We start from the raw sequence: 15,899 nt of genomic DNA on the forward strand, positions 1-15,899 counted from the left end.
ATTATTTCTCCAACGCCTTAATGATGTCAGCAAATACTGCGTCTACATCTTGTAAACCATTGATTTCTTGATACAATCCGCTATTGCGATAGTAATCAATTAATGGTTTAGTAGATTCTTCGTACACAGCTAGACGTTTCTGTACTGTTTCAGGGTTATCATCAGCACGATTTTCTAGAACAGCTCGTTCGCTAATACGTTTAACCAATTCCTCGGAAGGAACGTTTAAATTAAGTACAGCGTCCAAAGAAATTCCTAATTCTTTAAGGATTGCATCCAAGGATACAGCTTGCGCTGTAGTTCTTGGAAATCCATCAAGAATAAATCCAGATTTGCAGTCATCTTTCACCAAGCGATCACGTACGATACCAACAGTTACACTGTCTGGTACCAATTGACCAGCATCGATGTATTTCTTAGCCTCAACTCCAAGAGGTGTTTCGTTCTTAATCGCAGCGCGGAACATATCACCTGTTGAAATTTGGGGAATACCGTATTTTTCAATAAGTCGAGCTGCCTGAGTGCCTTTACCAGCACCAGGAGGTCCCATTAATAAAATATACATATCGTTTCCCTCCTATTTCACAAAGCCTTTATAGTGGCGTGTTACCATGAGCGACTCAATTTGTTGCATTGTATCAAGTGCTACACCTACAACGATAAGAAGAGCCGTACCACCAAAGTATACGCCTTGGACGCCGGTTATACTACCGAGGAAATTCGGTATAATAGCAACGACAGCTAAGAATACAGCGCCAGCCAAAGTGATCTTGGTCATCACGTTATCCACATAATCAGCAGTTGGTTTACCCGCACGAATACCTGGGATAAAACCACCGTATTTTTTCATATTATCTGCCATATCTGTAATGTTGATAGAGATTGCAGTATAGAAATACGTAAAGATAAAGATCAATATCGCATACAATGCCGTTTGTAACGGCGTCCCCCATGTAAATAAATCAGCAACTTTATGAACAAATTCATTGTCAATAAATTGTGCAATTGTTACAGGGAACATCAACACAGATGACGCAAAGATAATTGGGATTACACCTGCCTGATTGACTTTCAACGGCAAGAATGTAGAGTGACCACCGTACATTTTACGCCCTACTACGCGTTTTGCGTATTGGATAGGAATGCGACGTTGGCCTTGTGTAACTGCCACTACGACAGCGATCATCGCAAGTGCAATTACAGCAAATAAGAATGCTTGGAACATGTTAATGGTTCCGTTTTGGATATATTGATAAATAGTTTCGAGACCATCTGGCAATCGAGCTACGATACCAGCAAAGATGATCAAGGAAATACCATTACCTATACCATATGCTGTGATTTGCTCACCAATCCACATCAACAAACATGTGCCTGCTGTGAGGATGATGGCCACAACGAATACGCTAAGGAAATCATTATTTACCAAAGCGTTGTTTGCTCTAAGAGCAAATGCCATACCAGCGGCTTGTACAAAGCCAAGGACTACGGTGCCATAACGAGTTACCTTCGCTATTTTCTTACGCCCGTCTTCACCATCTTTACTCCATGCTTCAAACTGAGGAACTACAGACTGAAGCAGTTGCATGATGATGGAAGCATTAATGTAAGGGGTAATACTCATCGCAAAGATAGAGAACTTACTTAGCGCACCACCAGCAAACAAGTCTAATAGACCAAATAGGTTACCGGATGTAAACAAGGATTCGATAACAGATGCATCTACACCTGGTACTGGGATGTGAATGCCGGCTCTAAACACAGCAAACATCATCAATGTGTACAAAATCTTGTTACGTAACTCAGTAATCTTAAAGATGTTCGAGAGGCTATCTAGCACCCTAGATCACCTCAACTTTTCCGCCTGCTGCTGTGATTTTTTCTTCAGCAGCTTTAGTGAAGCCATTAGCGATAACAGTCAAGTTTTTAGTTTCCAATGTGCCGTTACCTAAAATACGAATACCATCGCGTACATTTTTCAAAATGCCAGCTTCAATAAGAGCTACTGGATCAACTGTTGCACCATCTTCAAAGCGATTTAATTGTGCTACGTTAACTTCAGCATATTGTTTAGCAAAAACGCTGTTGTTGAAACCGCGTTTTGGTAAACGACGATAAAGAGGCATTTGGCCGCCTTCAAAACCGGAGCGAACGCCACCGCCAGAACGGGAGTTTTGACCTTTTTGACCACGACCAGATGTTTTACCCAAGCCAGAACCTAAACCACGGCCTACACGAGTACGAGTTTTTTTAGAACCAGCTGCTGGTTGTAATTCATGAAGTTTCATTCAGTGCACCTCCTTATCAGTATTAAACTTCTTCAACTTTTACTAAATGTCTAACTTTATGAAGCATACCTTCGATTTGAGGTGTTACTTCTTTTACGACTTGAGAATTAGTTTTTTTCAAGCCCAAAGCTTTAACTGTCGCGCGTTGATCTTCAGGACGACCGATTAAGCTTCTTGTTAATGTTACTTTAACTTGTGCCATTTCTTGTCTCCTTATTACGCGTTATAGATTTCTTCAACGGTTTTACCACGAAGCTCAGCAACTTCGCTAGCGCGTTTCAAATCTTTCAAACCTTCGATTGTAGCGCGAACCATATTGTTAGGGTTAGAAGAGCCCAAAGATTTAGTCAAGATGTTACGAACACCTACTAATTCCAATACGGCACGAACAGGGCCACCAGCGATAACGCCAGTACCTTCAGCAGCTGGTTTCAAGAATACGCGGCCTGCACCGAATACGCCTGTTACGCTGTGAGGGATTGTACCATTTTTAATAGCTACGTTTACAATATTTTTCTTAGCATCATCGATACCTTTGCGAATTGCTTCTGGTACTTCCGCTGCTTTACCTAAGCCAACGCCTACATAACCGTTGCCATCACCAACAACTACAAGAGCGCTGAAGGAAAAACGACGACCGCCTTTAACTACTTTGGCTACGCGGTTGATGAATACTACTCTTTCTTTAAGATCAAGACTGGTGTAGTCAATTCTCGCCATGTCTATAGTTCCTCCTTCTTAGAATTTTAAGCCTGCTTCACGAGCACCTTCTGCAAGGGCTGCTACGCGGCCGTGGTAAATGTAACCACCACGGTCAAACACTACAGTGTCAATGCCTTTAGCGATAGCTTTTTTAGCAACTGCTTCACCAACAGCTTTAGCAGCAGCTACGTTACCACCATAGGATAAGTTCAAATCTTTATCTAAAGAGCTAGCAGCAACCAAAGTTGTACCTGCTACGTCATCGATTACTTGTGCGTAAATGTTGCTCAAAGAACGGTAAACGTTCAAACGTGGGCAAGTTGCCGTACCAGAGATGTGACGGCGAATACGAAGATGACGTTTTGCTCGAGCGATATTTCTACTAGATTTACGAGGCAAGATATTCACTCCTTTCATTCATATAGATGATATTACTATTTACCTTTTGCACCAGCTTTACCAGCTTTGCGACGAACAACTTCGCCTTCATAGCGGATACCTTTACCTTTGTAAGGTTCAGGTTTTCTCCATTTACGGATATCAGCTGCTACTGCACCTACAACTTCTTTGTCTGCACCAGACACAACGATTTTGTTAGGAGCTGGAACGTCGATTGTAATACCAGCTGGAGCTTCCATTTCTACTGGATGAGAGAAGCCAAGTGTAAGAGCTAATTTATTGCCTTGTTTAGCCGCTCTGTAACCAACACCGTTGATTTCAAGAGTTTTTGTAAATCCTTCAGATACGCCTGTTACCATATTAGCAACAAGAGCGCGAGTCAAACCGTGAAGGGAACGATGATTTTTATCGTCGGAAGGACGAGTTACTGTGATTGTGTTACCTTCTACAGTGATATTCATATCTGGATGCAAATCGCGAGATAATTCACCTTTAGGGCCTTTTACGTTCATATGATGGTTATCATATGTAACAGTAACGCCTGCAGGGATCTCGATAGGCATTCTACCGATACGTGACATTATTTCTACCTCCTATTGCTACTATTACCAAACGTATGCGATTACTTCGCCACCAAGACCTTCTTTACGAGCTTGTTTGTCGCTCATAACGCCTTTGGACGTAGAAATAACTGCGATACCCAAACCACCAAGTACACGAGGAAGTTCTTCCTTTTTCGCGTAAACACGTAAACCTGGTTTGGAAATACGTTTAATTCCTGTAATAACTTTCTCGTTATTGGAACCATATTTCAAAGTTACTTTTAAAGTGTTTTCTTCTTTTTCAACGTTCTTTACAAAGCCTTCTTGTAAAAGGATGTCAAGAACGGCTGCTTTCATTCTAGATGCAGGAATGTTTACCGTTTCATGAAGTGCAGCGTTTGCATTACGGATGCGCGTAAGCATATCCGCGATAGGATCGGTCATTACCATAATCTAAAAACCTCCTCTCGTCTAATATTACCAGCTGGCTTTTTTAACACCAGGAATTTGTCCTTTGTACGCCAATTCACGGAACGCAATACGGCTGATACCGAATTTACGCATATAGCCGTGAGGACGACCAGTTAAGTTGCAACGGTTGTGCAAGCGTGTTGGGGATGCATTTGCTGGTAATTTGGATAAGCCTTCATAATCACCTGCTGCTTTTAACGCTTCACGTTTAGCTGCATATTTTTCAACGATTTTAGCGCGTTTCTTTTCGCGTTCAATCATAGATTTTTTAGCCATCTATATGTTCCTCCTATTATTTTTCAAAAGGCATACCGAATTGAGTCAACAATTCACGAGCTTCTTCATCTGTCTTAGCACTTGTTACGATAATGATATCCATACCAGTAACACGTTCTACCTGATCATATTCGATTTCAGGGAAGATGAGCTGTTCTTTAAGACCCAAAGCGTAGTTACCACGGCCATCGAATGCAGTAGCGCTGATACCGCGGAAGTCACGTACACGAGGTAATGCCGCATTGATCAATCTATCAAGGAATTCATACATGCGTTCGCCACGAAGAGTAACTTTTGTACCCAACGCCATGCCTTCACGAACTTTGAAGTTCGCAATGGATTTTTTAGCTTTTGTGATAACAGGTTTTTGACCAGCAATAATAGTCAAGTCATTAACTGCTGCTTCCAATGCTTTTGCATTGCCTACTGCATCACCTACGCCGATGTTGATAACGATTTTTTCCAATTTAGGAATTTCCATTACATTGCCGTATTGGAATTTTTCTTGCATACTCTTTTTGATTTCAGAGTTGTATTGTTCAAACAAACGAGACATTTATGTAGCTCCTCCTTTCCTGATTATTTAAGTACTGTACCGGATTTAACAGTAGCGCGAACGAATTTACCGTCCTTGCCTTCTACCTTTTTGATACGAGTAGCTGTTTTAGTTTCTGGGTCGACAACCATTACGTTAGAAACATGAATGCCAGCTTCTTTAGTAACGATGCCGCCTTGTGGGTTAGCTTGGGAAGGTTTTGTGTGACGTTTTACAGTGTTAACGCCTTCAACAAATACGCGTTCTTTTTTAGGTTCAGTTGCGATAACTGTACCTTGCTTACCTTTATCTTTACCGGAGATAACAACAACTGTATCGCCTTTTTTGATTTGTAGCTTAGCCATATGCTGCGTTCCTCCTTCTTATAATACTTCTGGAGCCAAAGAAACGATTTTCATGAAGTCTTTTTCACGAAGTTCTCTAGCTACAGGTCCAAAGATACGAGTACCACGAGGGGTCTTGTCATCTTTAATAACTACTGCTGCGTTTTCATCGAAACGAATATAGGAACCGTCTTGACGGCGGATACCTTTTTTAGAACGAACAATAACAGCTTTAACTACGTCGCCTTTCTTGACAACGCCACCGGGTGATGCATCTTTTACAGAAGCAACGATTACGTCACCGATATTGCCGAATTTGCGATAAGAACCGCCCATGACTTGGATGCACATAATACGTTTAGCACCAGTGTTGTCGGCAACATTCAAAATTGTTTGTTGCTGGATCATCGTCTATTCCTCCTTACATCACTCTTATTTTTGTCTTTCAAGAATTTCAACAACTCTCCAACATTTATCTTTAGAAAGTGGACGAGTTTCTACAATTTTAACTGTATCGCCAATTTGACACTCATTATTTTCATCATGAGCTTTGAAGCGTTTTGTGCTAACCATTGGCTTGTTATATAATGCGTGAGGTACTTTACGTTCAACAGCAACAACAACAGTTTTGTCCATTTTGTCGCTAACAACTTTACCTACGCGGACTTTACGTACGTTTCTTTCTTCTGCCACGATTTTAAGCCTCCTTTTCAAACTTTAACAAATCTGTTATTATGCGTTTTCAGATTTAAGTTCAACTTCACGTTGTACAGTTTTAATACGAGCGATTGTCTTCTTAACTTCACGAATGCGCATAGGATTTTCTAATTGACCTGTTGCAAGCTGAAAACGGAGGTTAAATAACTCTTCCTTAAGACCGGAAACTTTTTGTTCCATTTCGGCAGCGCTCATATTGCGAATGTCATTAACCTTCATTTACGTCACCACCCAATTCTTTACCCTTAACAACAAATTTGCATTTGATTGGAAGTTTATGGCTTGCAAGACGCATAGCTTCACGAGCTGTAGCTTCTGGCACACCGTCCATTTCAAACATTACACGACCTGGTTTAACCACTGCTACCCAGTATTCAGGAGAACCTTTACCGGAACCCATACGAGTACCAGCTGGTTTAGCTGTGATTGGTTTGTCAGGGAAAATTTTAATCCATACTTTACCACCACGTTTGATATAACGAGTCATAGCAATACGGGCAGCTTCGATTTGACGGTTAGTGATCCAAGATGGTTCGCATGCTACCAAGCCGAACTCACCATGAGACACTGTATTACCGCGCATAGCACGACCTTTCATACGGCCGCGGAATTGCTTACGATGTTTTACGCGCTTTGGAATAAGCATTACTTGCCACCTTCTTCCTTCTTAGCAGGTGCTTGTTTTGCTTCTGGCAAAACTTCACCTTTGTAAATCCATACTTTAATGCCGATACAACCATATGTTGTATGAGCTTCAGCAGTACCGTAGTCGATGTCTGCACGAAGTGTATGCAAAGGAATAGAACCTTCACGATAGGATTCGCTACGAGCGATTTCAGCACCGCCAAGACGACCGCTTACCATGATTTTAATACCTTTTGCACCTAAGCGCATTGTACGACCTACAGCTTGTTTCATTGCACGACGGAAGCCGATACGACGTTCCAATTGGCCCGCAATGTTTTCAGCAACTAATGTTGCATCCATGTCTGCTTGTTTAATTTCTGCAATGTTAACGTCCACTTGTTTATCAGTGAAACGAGTCATTGCTTTTTTGATATCTTCGATACCAGCACCACCACGACCGATAACCATACCTGGTTTCGCAGTGTGGATAGTCAATTTAATACGTTTATTTGTACGCTCGATTTCAATGCGGGAAATACCAGCAATGAAAAGGGTTTCTTTCAAGAAGTTACGAATTTTTACGTCTTCATGAAGATTAGCAGCGAAATCTTTATCTGCATACCATTTTGCGTCCCAATCTTTTACGATACCGACACGCAAACCGTGTGGATTAACTTTTTGACCCACTCTGTTTCCCTCCTTCTTAAGCTCTTTCTTTAACTACTACTGTTACGTGGCTAGTACGTTTCAAAATTTTGAAAGCTTGACCACGGGAACGAGGATGAATGCGTTTTAATGTAGGGCCTTGATCAACGAAGATCTCGGATACGTAAAGATTGTCAACATTCATATCGAAATTATGTTCAGCGTTTGCGATTGCAGAACGCATAACTTTTTCTACTACATCAGCGCCAACTTTCGGAGTGAACTTCAAGATGGCAAATGCTTCGCCGATGTTTTTACCGCGCACTAAATCTGCAACGATACGGATTTTACGAGGCGCGATTCGGATATGTCTAGCGATTGCTTTTGCTTCCATGTATTATTTCCTCCTATTTTTTGCCTGTAGATTTTTCGTCCTTACCATGACCTCTATAAGTACGTGTAGGAGCGAACTCACCTAATTTATGACCTACCATATCTTCTGTAATGAATACAGGTACATGTTTGCGACCATCATGCACAGCAATTGTGTGGCCTACAAAACTTGGGATAATAGTAGAGGCACGGGACCAGGTTTTTACAACTTTCTTTTCGTTAGTTTCGTTTAAAGCTTCAACTTTCTTAAGCAAATGATCTGCTACGAAAGGGCCTTTTTTAATAGATCTGGACACTATTTTATCTCCTTTCCTTTATCCTATTTTGTACGACGTTTAATGATTAAGCTGTTAGAAGCTTTTTTCTTGTCGCGAGTTTTAACACCATGTGCTGGTTTGCCCCAAGGTGTAACAGGATGTTTACGACCAACAGGAGATTTACCTTCACCACCACCATGTGGATGGTCACAAGGGTTCATTACAACACCACGGTTGCCAGGGCGAACACCCATCCAACGATGACGACCAGCTTTACCGATTACAAGGTTGCTGTGGTCAGCGTTACCAACAACACCAATTGTTGCACGGCACTCTTGACGAACACGACGCATTTCACCAGATGGTAAACGAAGAATAGCGTAGCCATTATCTTTACCCATCAATTGAGCAGATGTACCAGCGGAACGAACGATTTGACCACCTTTACCGATTTTCAATTCGATATTGTGGATTTGTGTACCGTCTGGAATATTAGCCAATGGTAAGCAGTTACCAGGTTTAATATCGGACTCAGGACCGGAGAATACAACGTCACCAACTTTTAGACCGTTAGGAGCTAAAATGTAGCGTTTTTCACCATCAGCGTAGTTAAGCAAAGCGATACGAGAAGAACGGTTAGGATCATACTCGATTGTTGCTACTTTAGCTGGAATATTATCTTTAGTACGTTTGAAGTCAATAATACGGTATTGACGTTTGTGACCGCCACCTTGGTGACGAACTGTCATTTTACCAGTATTGTTACGACCACCTTTTTGAGAAATCTTAGCGAGCAAGGATTTTTCTGGTTTGCTTGCTGTGATTTCGTCGAAGGCGGATACTGTCATAAACCGGCGACCAGCGGAGTACGGTTTAAATGATTTAATTGCCATTAGTGGGCCTCCTTACAACTAGACTCTTAGACACCTTCAAAGAATTCAATGGATTCGCCAGCTTTTAAGGTTACGATAGCTTTTTTATAATCGCTACGTTTACCTTGTGTACGACCCATGCGTTTAGTCTTACCTAAAACACGAATAGTAGCTACTTTTTCTACTTTTACATTGAAGATTTTTTCAACTGCTTGACGGATTTGCACTTTATTTGCAGTCAAAGGCACACGGAAAGTGTATTTTCCTTCTTCCATAAGCATAGTGGATTTTTCGGTAATAACCGGGCGGATTAGTACATCATGTAATTGCATTATCCGAGCACCTCCTCGATTTTTGCGACAGCGCCTTTAGTAATGAAGAGCTTATCGTAATGAAGAAGATCGAAAATGTTCATACCTTCGCAAGCCAAAGCTTTAACACCTTGGATATTACGAGCGGAACGTTCAACATTTACATCACCTTCAGTGATGAACAATACTTTTGCATCACCAACGTTGAAGCTGTTAATAATGTTCAACACTTCTTTTGTTTTAGGAGCTGCTAATGTGATTTCTTCCAAAACGTATAATTCGCTATTATTCACTTTATCGCTAAGAGCAGATTTAACTGCTAAACGTCTAGCCTTACGAGGCATAGCTTTGTAATAGCTGCGAGGTTGTGGACCAAATGTAGTACCACCACCGATCCAGATTGGGGAACGGCTGGAGCCTGCACGAGCACGGCCAGTACCTTTTTGTTTCCAAGGTTTGCGGCCACCGCCACGAACCATACCTCTAGTTTTTGTTGCATGTGTGCCGAGACGTTCGTTAGACAATTGACGAACTACGGCTTGATGCATTACGGCTTCGTTAACTTCAACGCCGAATACTGCATCGTTTAACTGTATTTCACCGACTTTAACGCCGGATTGATTATATGTTGCTACTGTAGGCATTACATAATCCTCCTTTCGACAAATGATTATTTAACAGGTTTAACCGTGTTGCGAACCATAACCAAGCTACCTTTAGCGCCTGGGATACCACCTTTAACCAATAAAAGGTTACGTTCAGCATCAACTTTCACAACGGATAAGCGTTGTACGGTAACTCTGTAACCACCCATTTGTCCAGGGAGTTTTTTACCTTTGTATACCTTACCGCCGCCACCGGAGATCATAGGACCGATGGAACCAGGTTCACGGTGAGATTTAGAACCATGAGTTTCAGGACCACGGGAGAAGTTATGGCGTTTAATTGTGCCAGCAAAACCCTTACCTTTACCTGTACCCACTACGTCCACCAATTCACCTTCTGCGAAGATATCAGCTGCCAGAGTTTGGCCTACTGTGTAGTCAGCTGCATTAGCTACGCGAACTTCGCGAAGATATTTCACTGGAGCTACGCCAGCTTTGTCGAACTGACCTTTTACAGGTTTTGTTAAATGTTTTTCTTTAATGGAACCGTAACCAATTTGTACTGCTTCGTAGCCGTCTGTTTCTACAGTCTTTACGCGCACTACAACGCTTGGGGTAGTTTCCACTACTGTTACAGGAACTAATTGGCCTTCAGCTGTGAAGACTTGTGTCATTCCTAATTTTTTACCCAAAATAGCTTTAGACATTATCGCACCTCCTTATAGTTTTATTTCAATAGATACACCAGCTGGTAAATCTAAACGAGTGATAGCATCTACTGTTTTCGAATTTGGTTCAAGAATATCGATTAAGCGTTTATGTGTACGCATTTCGAATTGTTCACGAGAATCTTTGTTTACGTGTACAGAACGAAGAATTGTGAAGATATTCTTTTCTGTTGGCAATGGAATCGGACCAGATACCATAGCGCCATTTCTTTTTGCAGTGTCTACGATCTTAGCAGCGCTTTGATCGAGAGCTTTGTGGTCGTATGCCTTAAGGCGAATACGGATTTTTTGCTGTTTAGCCATTATTAATAATTCCTCCTGTCGTCCATTTCGTGAATGGGCTGCTCCATAGAAATTCTCCTCCGCAGAGGCAACCTTCTACTTCATAGTTTAAAAACACAACACGAGAGCGGCATTATCTGCCGCTCTGAGTGCTGCATGTATTGTGCTCAACGCATTCTACGATGAGCATAAAAGGTTAAATTAACCTTCGATTTCTGTTACTACGCCAGCGCCTACTGTATGGCCACCTTCGCGGATCGCAAAGCGAAGACCTTCTTCGATAGCGATTGGAGTAATCAATTCGATTTCCATTGTTACGTTATCGCCAGGCATACACATTTCTACACCTTCAGGAAGGTTTACAACACCTGTTACGTCTGTTGTACGGAAGTAGAATTGTGGACGGTAGTTGGAGAAGAATGGAGTATGACGGCCACCTTCTTCTTTAGTCAATACGTATACTTCTGCTTTGAATTTTGTGTGTGGGTTGATGGAGCCTGGTTTAGCCAATACTTGACCACGTTCGATGTCTTTACGATCAACACCACGAAGCAATGCACCTACGTTGTCACCTGCTACTGCAGAATCCAACACTTTACGGAACATTTCAAGACCTGTTACTACATATTGTTCAGCTTTTTCTTTCAAGCCTACTACTTCAACAGTATCACCAACGTTTACTTGACCACGTTCAACACGGCCAGTTGCTACTGTACCACGACCAGTGATTGTGAAAACGTCTTCCACAGGCATCAAGAATGGTTTATCAGTATCACGAACTGGTGTTGGGATGTAGGAGTCTACAGCGTCCATCAATTCGTCAATTTTAGCTACATATTGAGCGTCGCCTTCCAAAGCTTTCAACGCGGAACCTACAACGATAGGTACTTCGTCGCCAGGGAATTCGTAGGAAGAAAGAAGTTCACGAACTTCCATTTCTACCAATTCGATCAATTCTTCATCGTCAACCATGTCAGCTTTGTTCAAGAATACTACGATTGCAGGAACACCAACTTGGCGAGCCAACAAGATGTGTTCGCGAGTTTGAGGCATAGGGCCGTCAGCTGCGGATACAACCAAGATAGCGCCGTCCATTTGAGCCGCACCAGTAATCATGTTTTTAACATAGTCAGCATGGCCTGGGCAGTCAACGTGTGCATAGTGACGGTTAGCAGTTTCATACTCAACGTGTGCAGTGTTGATTGTGATACCGCGTTCACGTTCTTCTGGAGCTTTATCGATCATGCTGTAATCTTGGAAGTCAGCTTGACCTTTTTCAGCCAATACTTTAGTGATTGCAGCAGTCAAAGTAGTTTTACCATGGTCAACGTGACCGATTGTACCGATGTTAACATGCGGTTTCGTACGTTCAAATTTTTCTTTTGCCATTTTAAATTATCCTCCGAGGAAAATAGTAATTCTATTAATCTAATATGAGATTAACCGTTTTTCTTTGCTTGAATTTCTTCAGCAATTTTCTTAGGAACTTCTTCGTAATGATCGAATGTCATGGAGTAGTTACCACGGCCTTGCGTTTTGGAACGAAGGTCAGTTGCGTAACCGAACATTTCGCTCAATGGAACATATGCTTTGATATGTTGGGAACCATTACGAGCTTCCATGCCGTCCATGCGACCACGACGAGAGTTCAAGTCACCGATAACGTCGCCCATATATTCTTCAGGAACGTCTACTTCTACAGCCATGTATGGTTCAAGCAATGCAGGATCTGCTTTGCGAGCACCTTCTTTGAAGCCCATAGAACCAGCAATTTTGAAGGCCATTTCGTTGGAGTCAACGTCATGGTAGGAACCATCAAATACGATAACTTTAACATCAACCATAGGGTACCCAGCGATAACACCGGATTCCATAGCTTCTTTAACACCGCTTTCAACAGGTCCGATGTATTCACGAGGAATCGCACCACCTACAACCTTGTTTTCAAACTCGAAGCCAGCACCTGGTTCTTGAGGAATCAATTCCAACCAGCAGTGACCATATTGACCACGACCACCAGATTGACGTACGAATTTACCTTCAGCCTTAACAGCTTTACGGATAGTTTCGCGGTATGCTACTTGAGGTTTACCTACGTTACAATCTACTTTGAATTCACGGTTCATACGGTCAACGATGATATCCAAGTGAAGTTCGCCCATACCGGAGATAATAGTTTGACCTGTTTCTTCATCAGTACGAACTTTGAAAGTAGGATCTTCTTCTGCCAAACGAGCAAGAGCTGTACCCATTTTTTCTTGGTCAGCTTTTGTTTTAGGTTCAACAGCAACGGAGATAACTGGTTCAGGGAATTCCATGGACTCAAGAATTACAGGAGATTTTTCATCACACAATGTGTCGCCTGTAGTAGTATCCTTTAAGCCAACCGCCGCAGCGATGTCACCAGAATATACGCGTTCGATTTCTTTACGGGAGTTAGCGTGCATTTGAAGAATACGACCGATACGTTCTTTTTTACCTTTAGTGGAGTTGAAAACGTAGGAGCCAGATTCCAATGTACCGGAGTACACACGGAAGAACGCTAATTTACCAACATAAGGGTCAGCCATGATTTTGAATGCCAACGCAGAGAATGGTTCTTCATCGGAAGAAGGACGAGTTGTTTCTTCTTCAGTACCAGGAACAACACCCTTAATAGGTGGGATATCGATTGGAGCTGGCATGTAATCGATAACAGCATCCAATAACATTTGAACACCTTTATTTTTATAGGAAGAACCGCAAAGAACTGGGAATAATTGGTTAGCAATAACAGCTTTACGCAATGCCGCTTTCAATTCTTCCACAGAAATTTCTTCGCCTTCCAAATATTTCATCATGATATCATCATCTGTTTCAGCGATAGCATCGATCATCATTTCGCGACGAGCTTCTGCTACTTCTTGATATTCAGCAGGGATATCAGTGATTTCATATTCTTTACCGTCATCGGATTTATAAATTTCCGCTTTCATAGTCATCAAGTCAATGATGCCTTCAAAAGTATCTTCAGCACCGATTGGTACTTGAATAGCTACGGAATTTGCACCCAAACGAGCTTTCATCATGTCAACTACGTTGAAGAAGTCAGCACCTACAGTATCCATCTTATTTACATAAGCGATACGAGGTACGCCGTAGTTAGAAGCCTGACGCCATACTGTTTCGGATTGAGGTTCAACGCCACCTTTAGCACTGAACACCGCAACAGAACCGTCAAGTACACGTAGAGAACGTTCTACTTCTACAGTAAAGTCAACGTGACCAGGAGTATCGATGATATTGATACGATGTTCTTTCCATTGACAAGTTGTTGCAGCAGAAGTGATTGTGATACCACGTTCTTGCTCTTGCTCCATCCAGTCCATCGTAGCAGCGCCTTCATGTACTTCGCCGATCTTGTGAACGATACCTGTATAGTAGAGGATACGTTCTGTAGTTGTTGTTTTACCAGCATCGATGTGAGCCATGATACCGATATTACGAGTTTTTGCTAAGGAAAACTCTCTTGCCACAGTTGTCACCTCTTATTACCAACGATAATGAGCAAATGCTTTATTAGCTTCTGCCATTTTATGAGTATCTTCTTTTTTCTTGATTGCAGCGCCTGCATTGTTGAAAGCGTCCATCAATTCGCCTGCCAAACGTTCTTTCATAGTGCGTTCACCACGAAGACGAGCATAATTTACAACCCAACGAATACCGAGGGTTTGACGGCGATCAGCACGAACTTCAACTGGCACTTGATAGTTCGCACCACCGATACGGCGAGCACGCACTTCAAGTACAGGCATAACATTTTTCAATGCTTGATCAAAAACTTCCATTGGGTCTTGACCCATTTTGGAACGAATAATTTCGAATGCATCATATACGATAGTTTCAGCAATGCCTTTTTTACCATCGTACATAACTTTGTTAATGAAACGTGTTACTAATTTGCTGTTGTACACCGGATCTGGAAGTACATCACGTTTCGGAACAGGGCCTTTTCTTGGCATGTTCAATTCCTCCTTTATAATGATGTGTGTTAATTTCGTTTAATGGCTAAAATTATTTTTTAGCTTTTTTCGCGCCGTATTTGGAACGACTTTGCATACGATTTTGTACGCCAGCTGTATCCAATGCACCACGAACGATGTGATAACGCACACCTGGAAGGTCTTTTACACGACCGCCTCTGATAAGTACAACACTGTGTTCTTGTAAATTGTGACCAATGCCTGGGATGTAAGCAGTTACTTCAATAGCGTTTGTCAAACGTACACGGGCAACTTTACGAAGCGCGGAGTTTGGTTTCTTTGGAGTAGCTGTGTACACACGAGTACATACACCACGTTTTTGTGGAGATTCTTGAAGGGCAGGAGCTGTAGATTTTTTAGTCAAGCTCATGCGGCCTTTGCGTACTAGCTGATTAATTGTTGGCATTTGGGCACCTCCTTTCCAAATTTGAGATTTATAATTGATCCGTCATAACAAAGTGTTACATCGGATATTACCAAGATTAACGTAGGACGCCTACAGCTGTGGCCCGCACCTTAATGCGACACGCACGACCGAGATCATCCATGGTGTGTTTGTCATTCACAGGTATTCCCTGTTCTTCACAAGCAATCCGTAAAGGCTGTACCACACGTTCATCACTATCACAACCCAGGAACACGTACTTCACAGCACCTTTAGCAATTTGTTTCAACGTTTGCTTGGCACCGATTGTTTTGTTCACCGACTTCAGATGGGCAATGTCCATTGTACTAATTCTCCTTACGAAATTATGCCCATTAGGCATACCTCGCCTAAAGCACTATGTAAGTATATCAATTACAGCAGTCCATGTCAAACAATTTCCAATGTCACACACCGCTCTACAGCTGCATTTTATGTGTACACTCATCCGTGTGTTTC

The 15,899-nt window shown here is 42.0% G+C and carries 28 protein-coding genes; all 28 read right to left on the minus strand.

What is annotated here, in order from left to right; genetic code table 11:
- Nucleotide 1: 1 nt before the first annotated feature.
- Nucleotides 2-565 (minus strand): adenylate kinase, encoded by a 564-nt coding sequence (locus tag VPHSUH08_RS05950; protein WP_004695145.1) that lies wholly within the window; start codon nucleotides 563-565, stop codon nucleotides 2-4.
- 12 nt (nucleotides 566-577) lie between these two features.
- On the minus strand, nucleotides 578-1,840 hold the full coding sequence (secY, locus tag VPHSUH08_RS05955) for a preprotein translocase subunit SecY (protein WP_012864761.1): 1,263 nt from the start codon (nucleotides 1,838-1,840) through the stop codon (nucleotides 578-580).
- A 1-nt stretch (nucleotide 1,841) separates the two neighbouring features.
- Complete coding sequence (gene rplO / locus VPHSUH08_RS05960; protein ID WP_004695141.1) at nucleotides 1,842-2,288, minus strand: 50S ribosomal protein L15; 447 nt, start codon at nucleotides 2,286-2,288, stop codon at nucleotides 1,842-1,844.
- A gap of 22 nt (nucleotides 2,289-2,310) precedes the next feature.
- Nucleotides 2,311-2,490: a 50S ribosomal protein L30 gene (gene rpmD / locus VPHSUH08_RS05965; protein WP_004695138.1), complete on the minus strand. Its 180-nt coding sequence runs from the start codon at nucleotides 2,488-2,490 to the stop codon at nucleotides 2,311-2,313.
- Nucleotides 2,491-2,504: 14 nt separating this feature from the next.
- A complete protein-coding gene (rpsE, locus tag VPHSUH08_RS05970) occupies nucleotides 2,505-3,008 on the minus strand; it encodes a 30S ribosomal protein S5 (RefSeq protein ID WP_004695136.1) in 504 nt (167 codons plus the stop codon).
- Between the two features lie 18 nt (nucleotides 3,009-3,026).
- The gene (rplR, locus tag VPHSUH08_RS05975) at nucleotides 3,027-3,407 is read right to left on the minus strand and encodes a 50S ribosomal protein L18 (protein ID WP_005385510.1); all 381 of its coding nucleotides are present in this window, start codon (nucleotides 3,405-3,407) and stop codon (nucleotides 3,027-3,029) included.
- A 17-nt stretch (nucleotides 3,408-3,424) separates the two neighbouring features.
- Nucleotides 3,425-3,970 (minus strand): 50S ribosomal protein L6, encoded by a 546-nt coding sequence (gene rplF / locus VPHSUH08_RS05980; RefSeq protein ID WP_004695131.1) that lies wholly within the window; start codon nucleotides 3,968-3,970, stop codon nucleotides 3,425-3,427.
- Nucleotides 3,971-3,994: 24 nt separating this feature from the next.
- Nucleotides 3,995-4,381, minus strand: coding sequence for a 30S ribosomal protein S8 (gene rpsH / locus VPHSUH08_RS05985; protein ID WP_004695128.1), 387 nt, complete (start codon nucleotides 4,379-4,381; stop codon nucleotides 3,995-3,997).
- Nucleotides 4,382-4,408: 27 nt separating this feature from the next.
- On the minus strand, nucleotides 4,409-4,678 hold the full coding sequence (gene rpsN / locus VPHSUH08_RS05990; protein WP_004695122.1) for a 30S ribosomal protein S14: 270 nt from the start codon (nucleotides 4,676-4,678) through the stop codon (nucleotides 4,409-4,411).
- A 16-nt stretch (nucleotides 4,679-4,694) separates the two neighbouring features.
- Entirely contained in the window at nucleotides 4,695-5,234 is a 540-nt protein-coding gene (gene rplE, locus VPHSUH08_RS05995) for a 50S ribosomal protein L5 (RefSeq protein WP_004695119.1), read from the minus strand.
- 23 nt (nucleotides 5,235-5,257) lie between these two features.
- Nucleotides 5,258-5,578, minus strand: coding sequence for a 50S ribosomal protein L24 (gene rplX / locus VPHSUH08_RS06000; RefSeq protein WP_004695118.1), 321 nt, complete (start codon nucleotides 5,576-5,578; stop codon nucleotides 5,258-5,260).
- Between the two features lie 18 nt (nucleotides 5,579-5,596).
- The gene (gene rplN / locus VPHSUH08_RS06005) at nucleotides 5,597-5,965 is read right to left on the minus strand and encodes a 50S ribosomal protein L14 (RefSeq protein ID WP_004695117.1); all 369 of its coding nucleotides are present in this window, start codon (nucleotides 5,963-5,965) and stop codon (nucleotides 5,597-5,599) included.
- Nucleotides 5,966-5,989: 24 nt separating this feature from the next.
- A complete protein-coding gene (gene rpsQ, locus VPHSUH08_RS06010) occupies nucleotides 5,990-6,250 on the minus strand; it encodes a 30S ribosomal protein S17 (protein ID WP_004695116.1) in 261 nt (86 codons plus the stop codon).
- Between the two features lie 39 nt (nucleotides 6,251-6,289).
- Nucleotides 6,290-6,493 (minus strand): 50S ribosomal protein L29, encoded by a 204-nt coding sequence (gene rpmC / locus VPHSUH08_RS06015; RefSeq protein ID WP_004695115.1) that lies wholly within the window; start codon nucleotides 6,491-6,493, stop codon nucleotides 6,290-6,292.
- Complete coding sequence (rplP, locus tag VPHSUH08_RS06020) at nucleotides 6,483-6,920, minus strand: 50S ribosomal protein L16 (RefSeq protein ID WP_004695114.1); 438 nt, start codon at nucleotides 6,918-6,920, stop codon at nucleotides 6,483-6,485. Before rplP ends, rpmC begins: the two co-directional genes overlap by 11 nt.
- Nucleotides 6,920-7,588, minus strand: coding sequence for a 30S ribosomal protein S3 (rpsC, locus tag VPHSUH08_RS06025; protein WP_004695113.1), 669 nt, complete (start codon nucleotides 7,586-7,588; stop codon nucleotides 6,920-6,922). The genes rplP and rpsC overlap by 1 nt, the downstream gene beginning before the upstream one ends.
- Before the next feature lie 16 nt (nucleotides 7,589-7,604).
- Nucleotides 7,605-7,940: a 50S ribosomal protein L22 gene (gene rplV, locus VPHSUH08_RS06030; RefSeq protein WP_004695112.1), complete on the minus strand. Its 336-nt coding sequence runs from the start codon at nucleotides 7,938-7,940 to the stop codon at nucleotides 7,605-7,607.
- Between the two features lie 13 nt (nucleotides 7,941-7,953).
- Complete coding sequence (gene rpsS / locus VPHSUH08_RS06035; protein WP_004695110.1) at nucleotides 7,954-8,235, minus strand: 30S ribosomal protein S19; 282 nt, start codon at nucleotides 8,233-8,235, stop codon at nucleotides 7,954-7,956.
- A gap of 23 nt (nucleotides 8,236-8,258) precedes the next feature.
- Complete coding sequence (rplB, locus tag VPHSUH08_RS06040; RefSeq protein ID WP_004695109.1) at nucleotides 8,259-9,089, minus strand: 50S ribosomal protein L2; 831 nt, start codon at nucleotides 9,087-9,089, stop codon at nucleotides 8,259-8,261.
- Nucleotides 9,090-9,115: 26 nt separating this feature from the next.
- Nucleotides 9,116-9,400 (minus strand): 50S ribosomal protein L23, encoded by a 285-nt coding sequence (rplW, locus tag VPHSUH08_RS06045; RefSeq protein WP_004695108.1) that lies wholly within the window; start codon nucleotides 9,398-9,400, stop codon nucleotides 9,116-9,118.
- On the minus strand, nucleotides 9,400-10,023 hold the full coding sequence (gene rplD, locus VPHSUH08_RS06050; protein ID WP_004695105.1) for a 50S ribosomal protein L4: 624 nt from the start codon (nucleotides 10,021-10,023) through the stop codon (nucleotides 9,400-9,402). Before rplD ends, rplW begins: the two co-directional genes overlap by 1 nt.
- Nucleotides 10,024-10,049: 26 nt before the next feature.
- Nucleotides 10,050-10,691 carry a 50S ribosomal protein L3 gene (gene rplC / locus VPHSUH08_RS06055; RefSeq protein WP_004695102.1) on the minus strand — a complete coding sequence of 214 codons (642 nt, stop codon included), beginning with the start codon at nucleotides 10,689-10,691 and terminating at the stop codon, nucleotides 10,050-10,052.
- A gap of 12 nt (nucleotides 10,692-10,703) precedes the next feature.
- Entirely contained in the window at nucleotides 10,704-11,015 is a 312-nt protein-coding gene (gene rpsJ, locus VPHSUH08_RS06060) for a 30S ribosomal protein S10 (protein ID WP_004695100.1), read from the minus strand.
- 180 nt (nucleotides 11,016-11,195) lie between these two features.
- On the minus strand, nucleotides 11,196-12,383 hold the full coding sequence (tuf, locus tag VPHSUH08_RS06065; RefSeq protein ID WP_012864763.1) for an elongation factor Tu: 1,188 nt from the start codon (nucleotides 12,381-12,383) through the stop codon (nucleotides 11,196-11,198).
- Nucleotides 12,384-12,433: 50 nt separating this feature from the next.
- Nucleotides 12,434-14,509, minus strand: a complete 2,076-nt coding sequence (gene fusA, locus VPHSUH08_RS06070; protein ID WP_004693557.1) for an elongation factor G — start codon at nucleotides 14,507-14,509, stop codon at nucleotides 12,434-12,436.
- A 15-nt stretch (nucleotides 14,510-14,524) separates the two neighbouring features.
- Nucleotides 14,525-14,995 (minus strand): 30S ribosomal protein S7, encoded by a 471-nt coding sequence (rpsG, locus tag VPHSUH08_RS06075; RefSeq protein ID WP_004693556.1) that lies wholly within the window; start codon nucleotides 14,993-14,995, stop codon nucleotides 14,525-14,527.
- A 52-nt stretch (nucleotides 14,996-15,047) separates the two neighbouring features.
- Nucleotides 15,048-15,422: a 30S ribosomal protein S12 gene (gene rpsL, locus VPHSUH08_RS06080; protein ID WP_004693554.1), complete on the minus strand. Its 375-nt coding sequence runs from the start codon at nucleotides 15,420-15,422 to the stop codon at nucleotides 15,048-15,050.
- 76 nt (nucleotides 15,423-15,498) lie between these two features.
- Nucleotides 15,499-15,744 (minus strand): ribosomal L7Ae/L30e/S12e/Gadd45 family protein, encoded by a 246-nt coding sequence (locus tag VPHSUH08_RS06085; protein ID WP_004693552.1) that lies wholly within the window; start codon nucleotides 15,742-15,744, stop codon nucleotides 15,499-15,501.
- Nucleotides 15,745-15,899: the final 155 nt, after the last annotated feature.

It is taken from the genome of Veillonella sp. S13054-11 (genome assembly GCF_002959795.1).
In the GTDB taxonomy this organism is placed as follows: Bacteria; Bacillota; Negativicutes; order Veillonellales; family Veillonellaceae; genus Veillonella; species Veillonella parvula_E.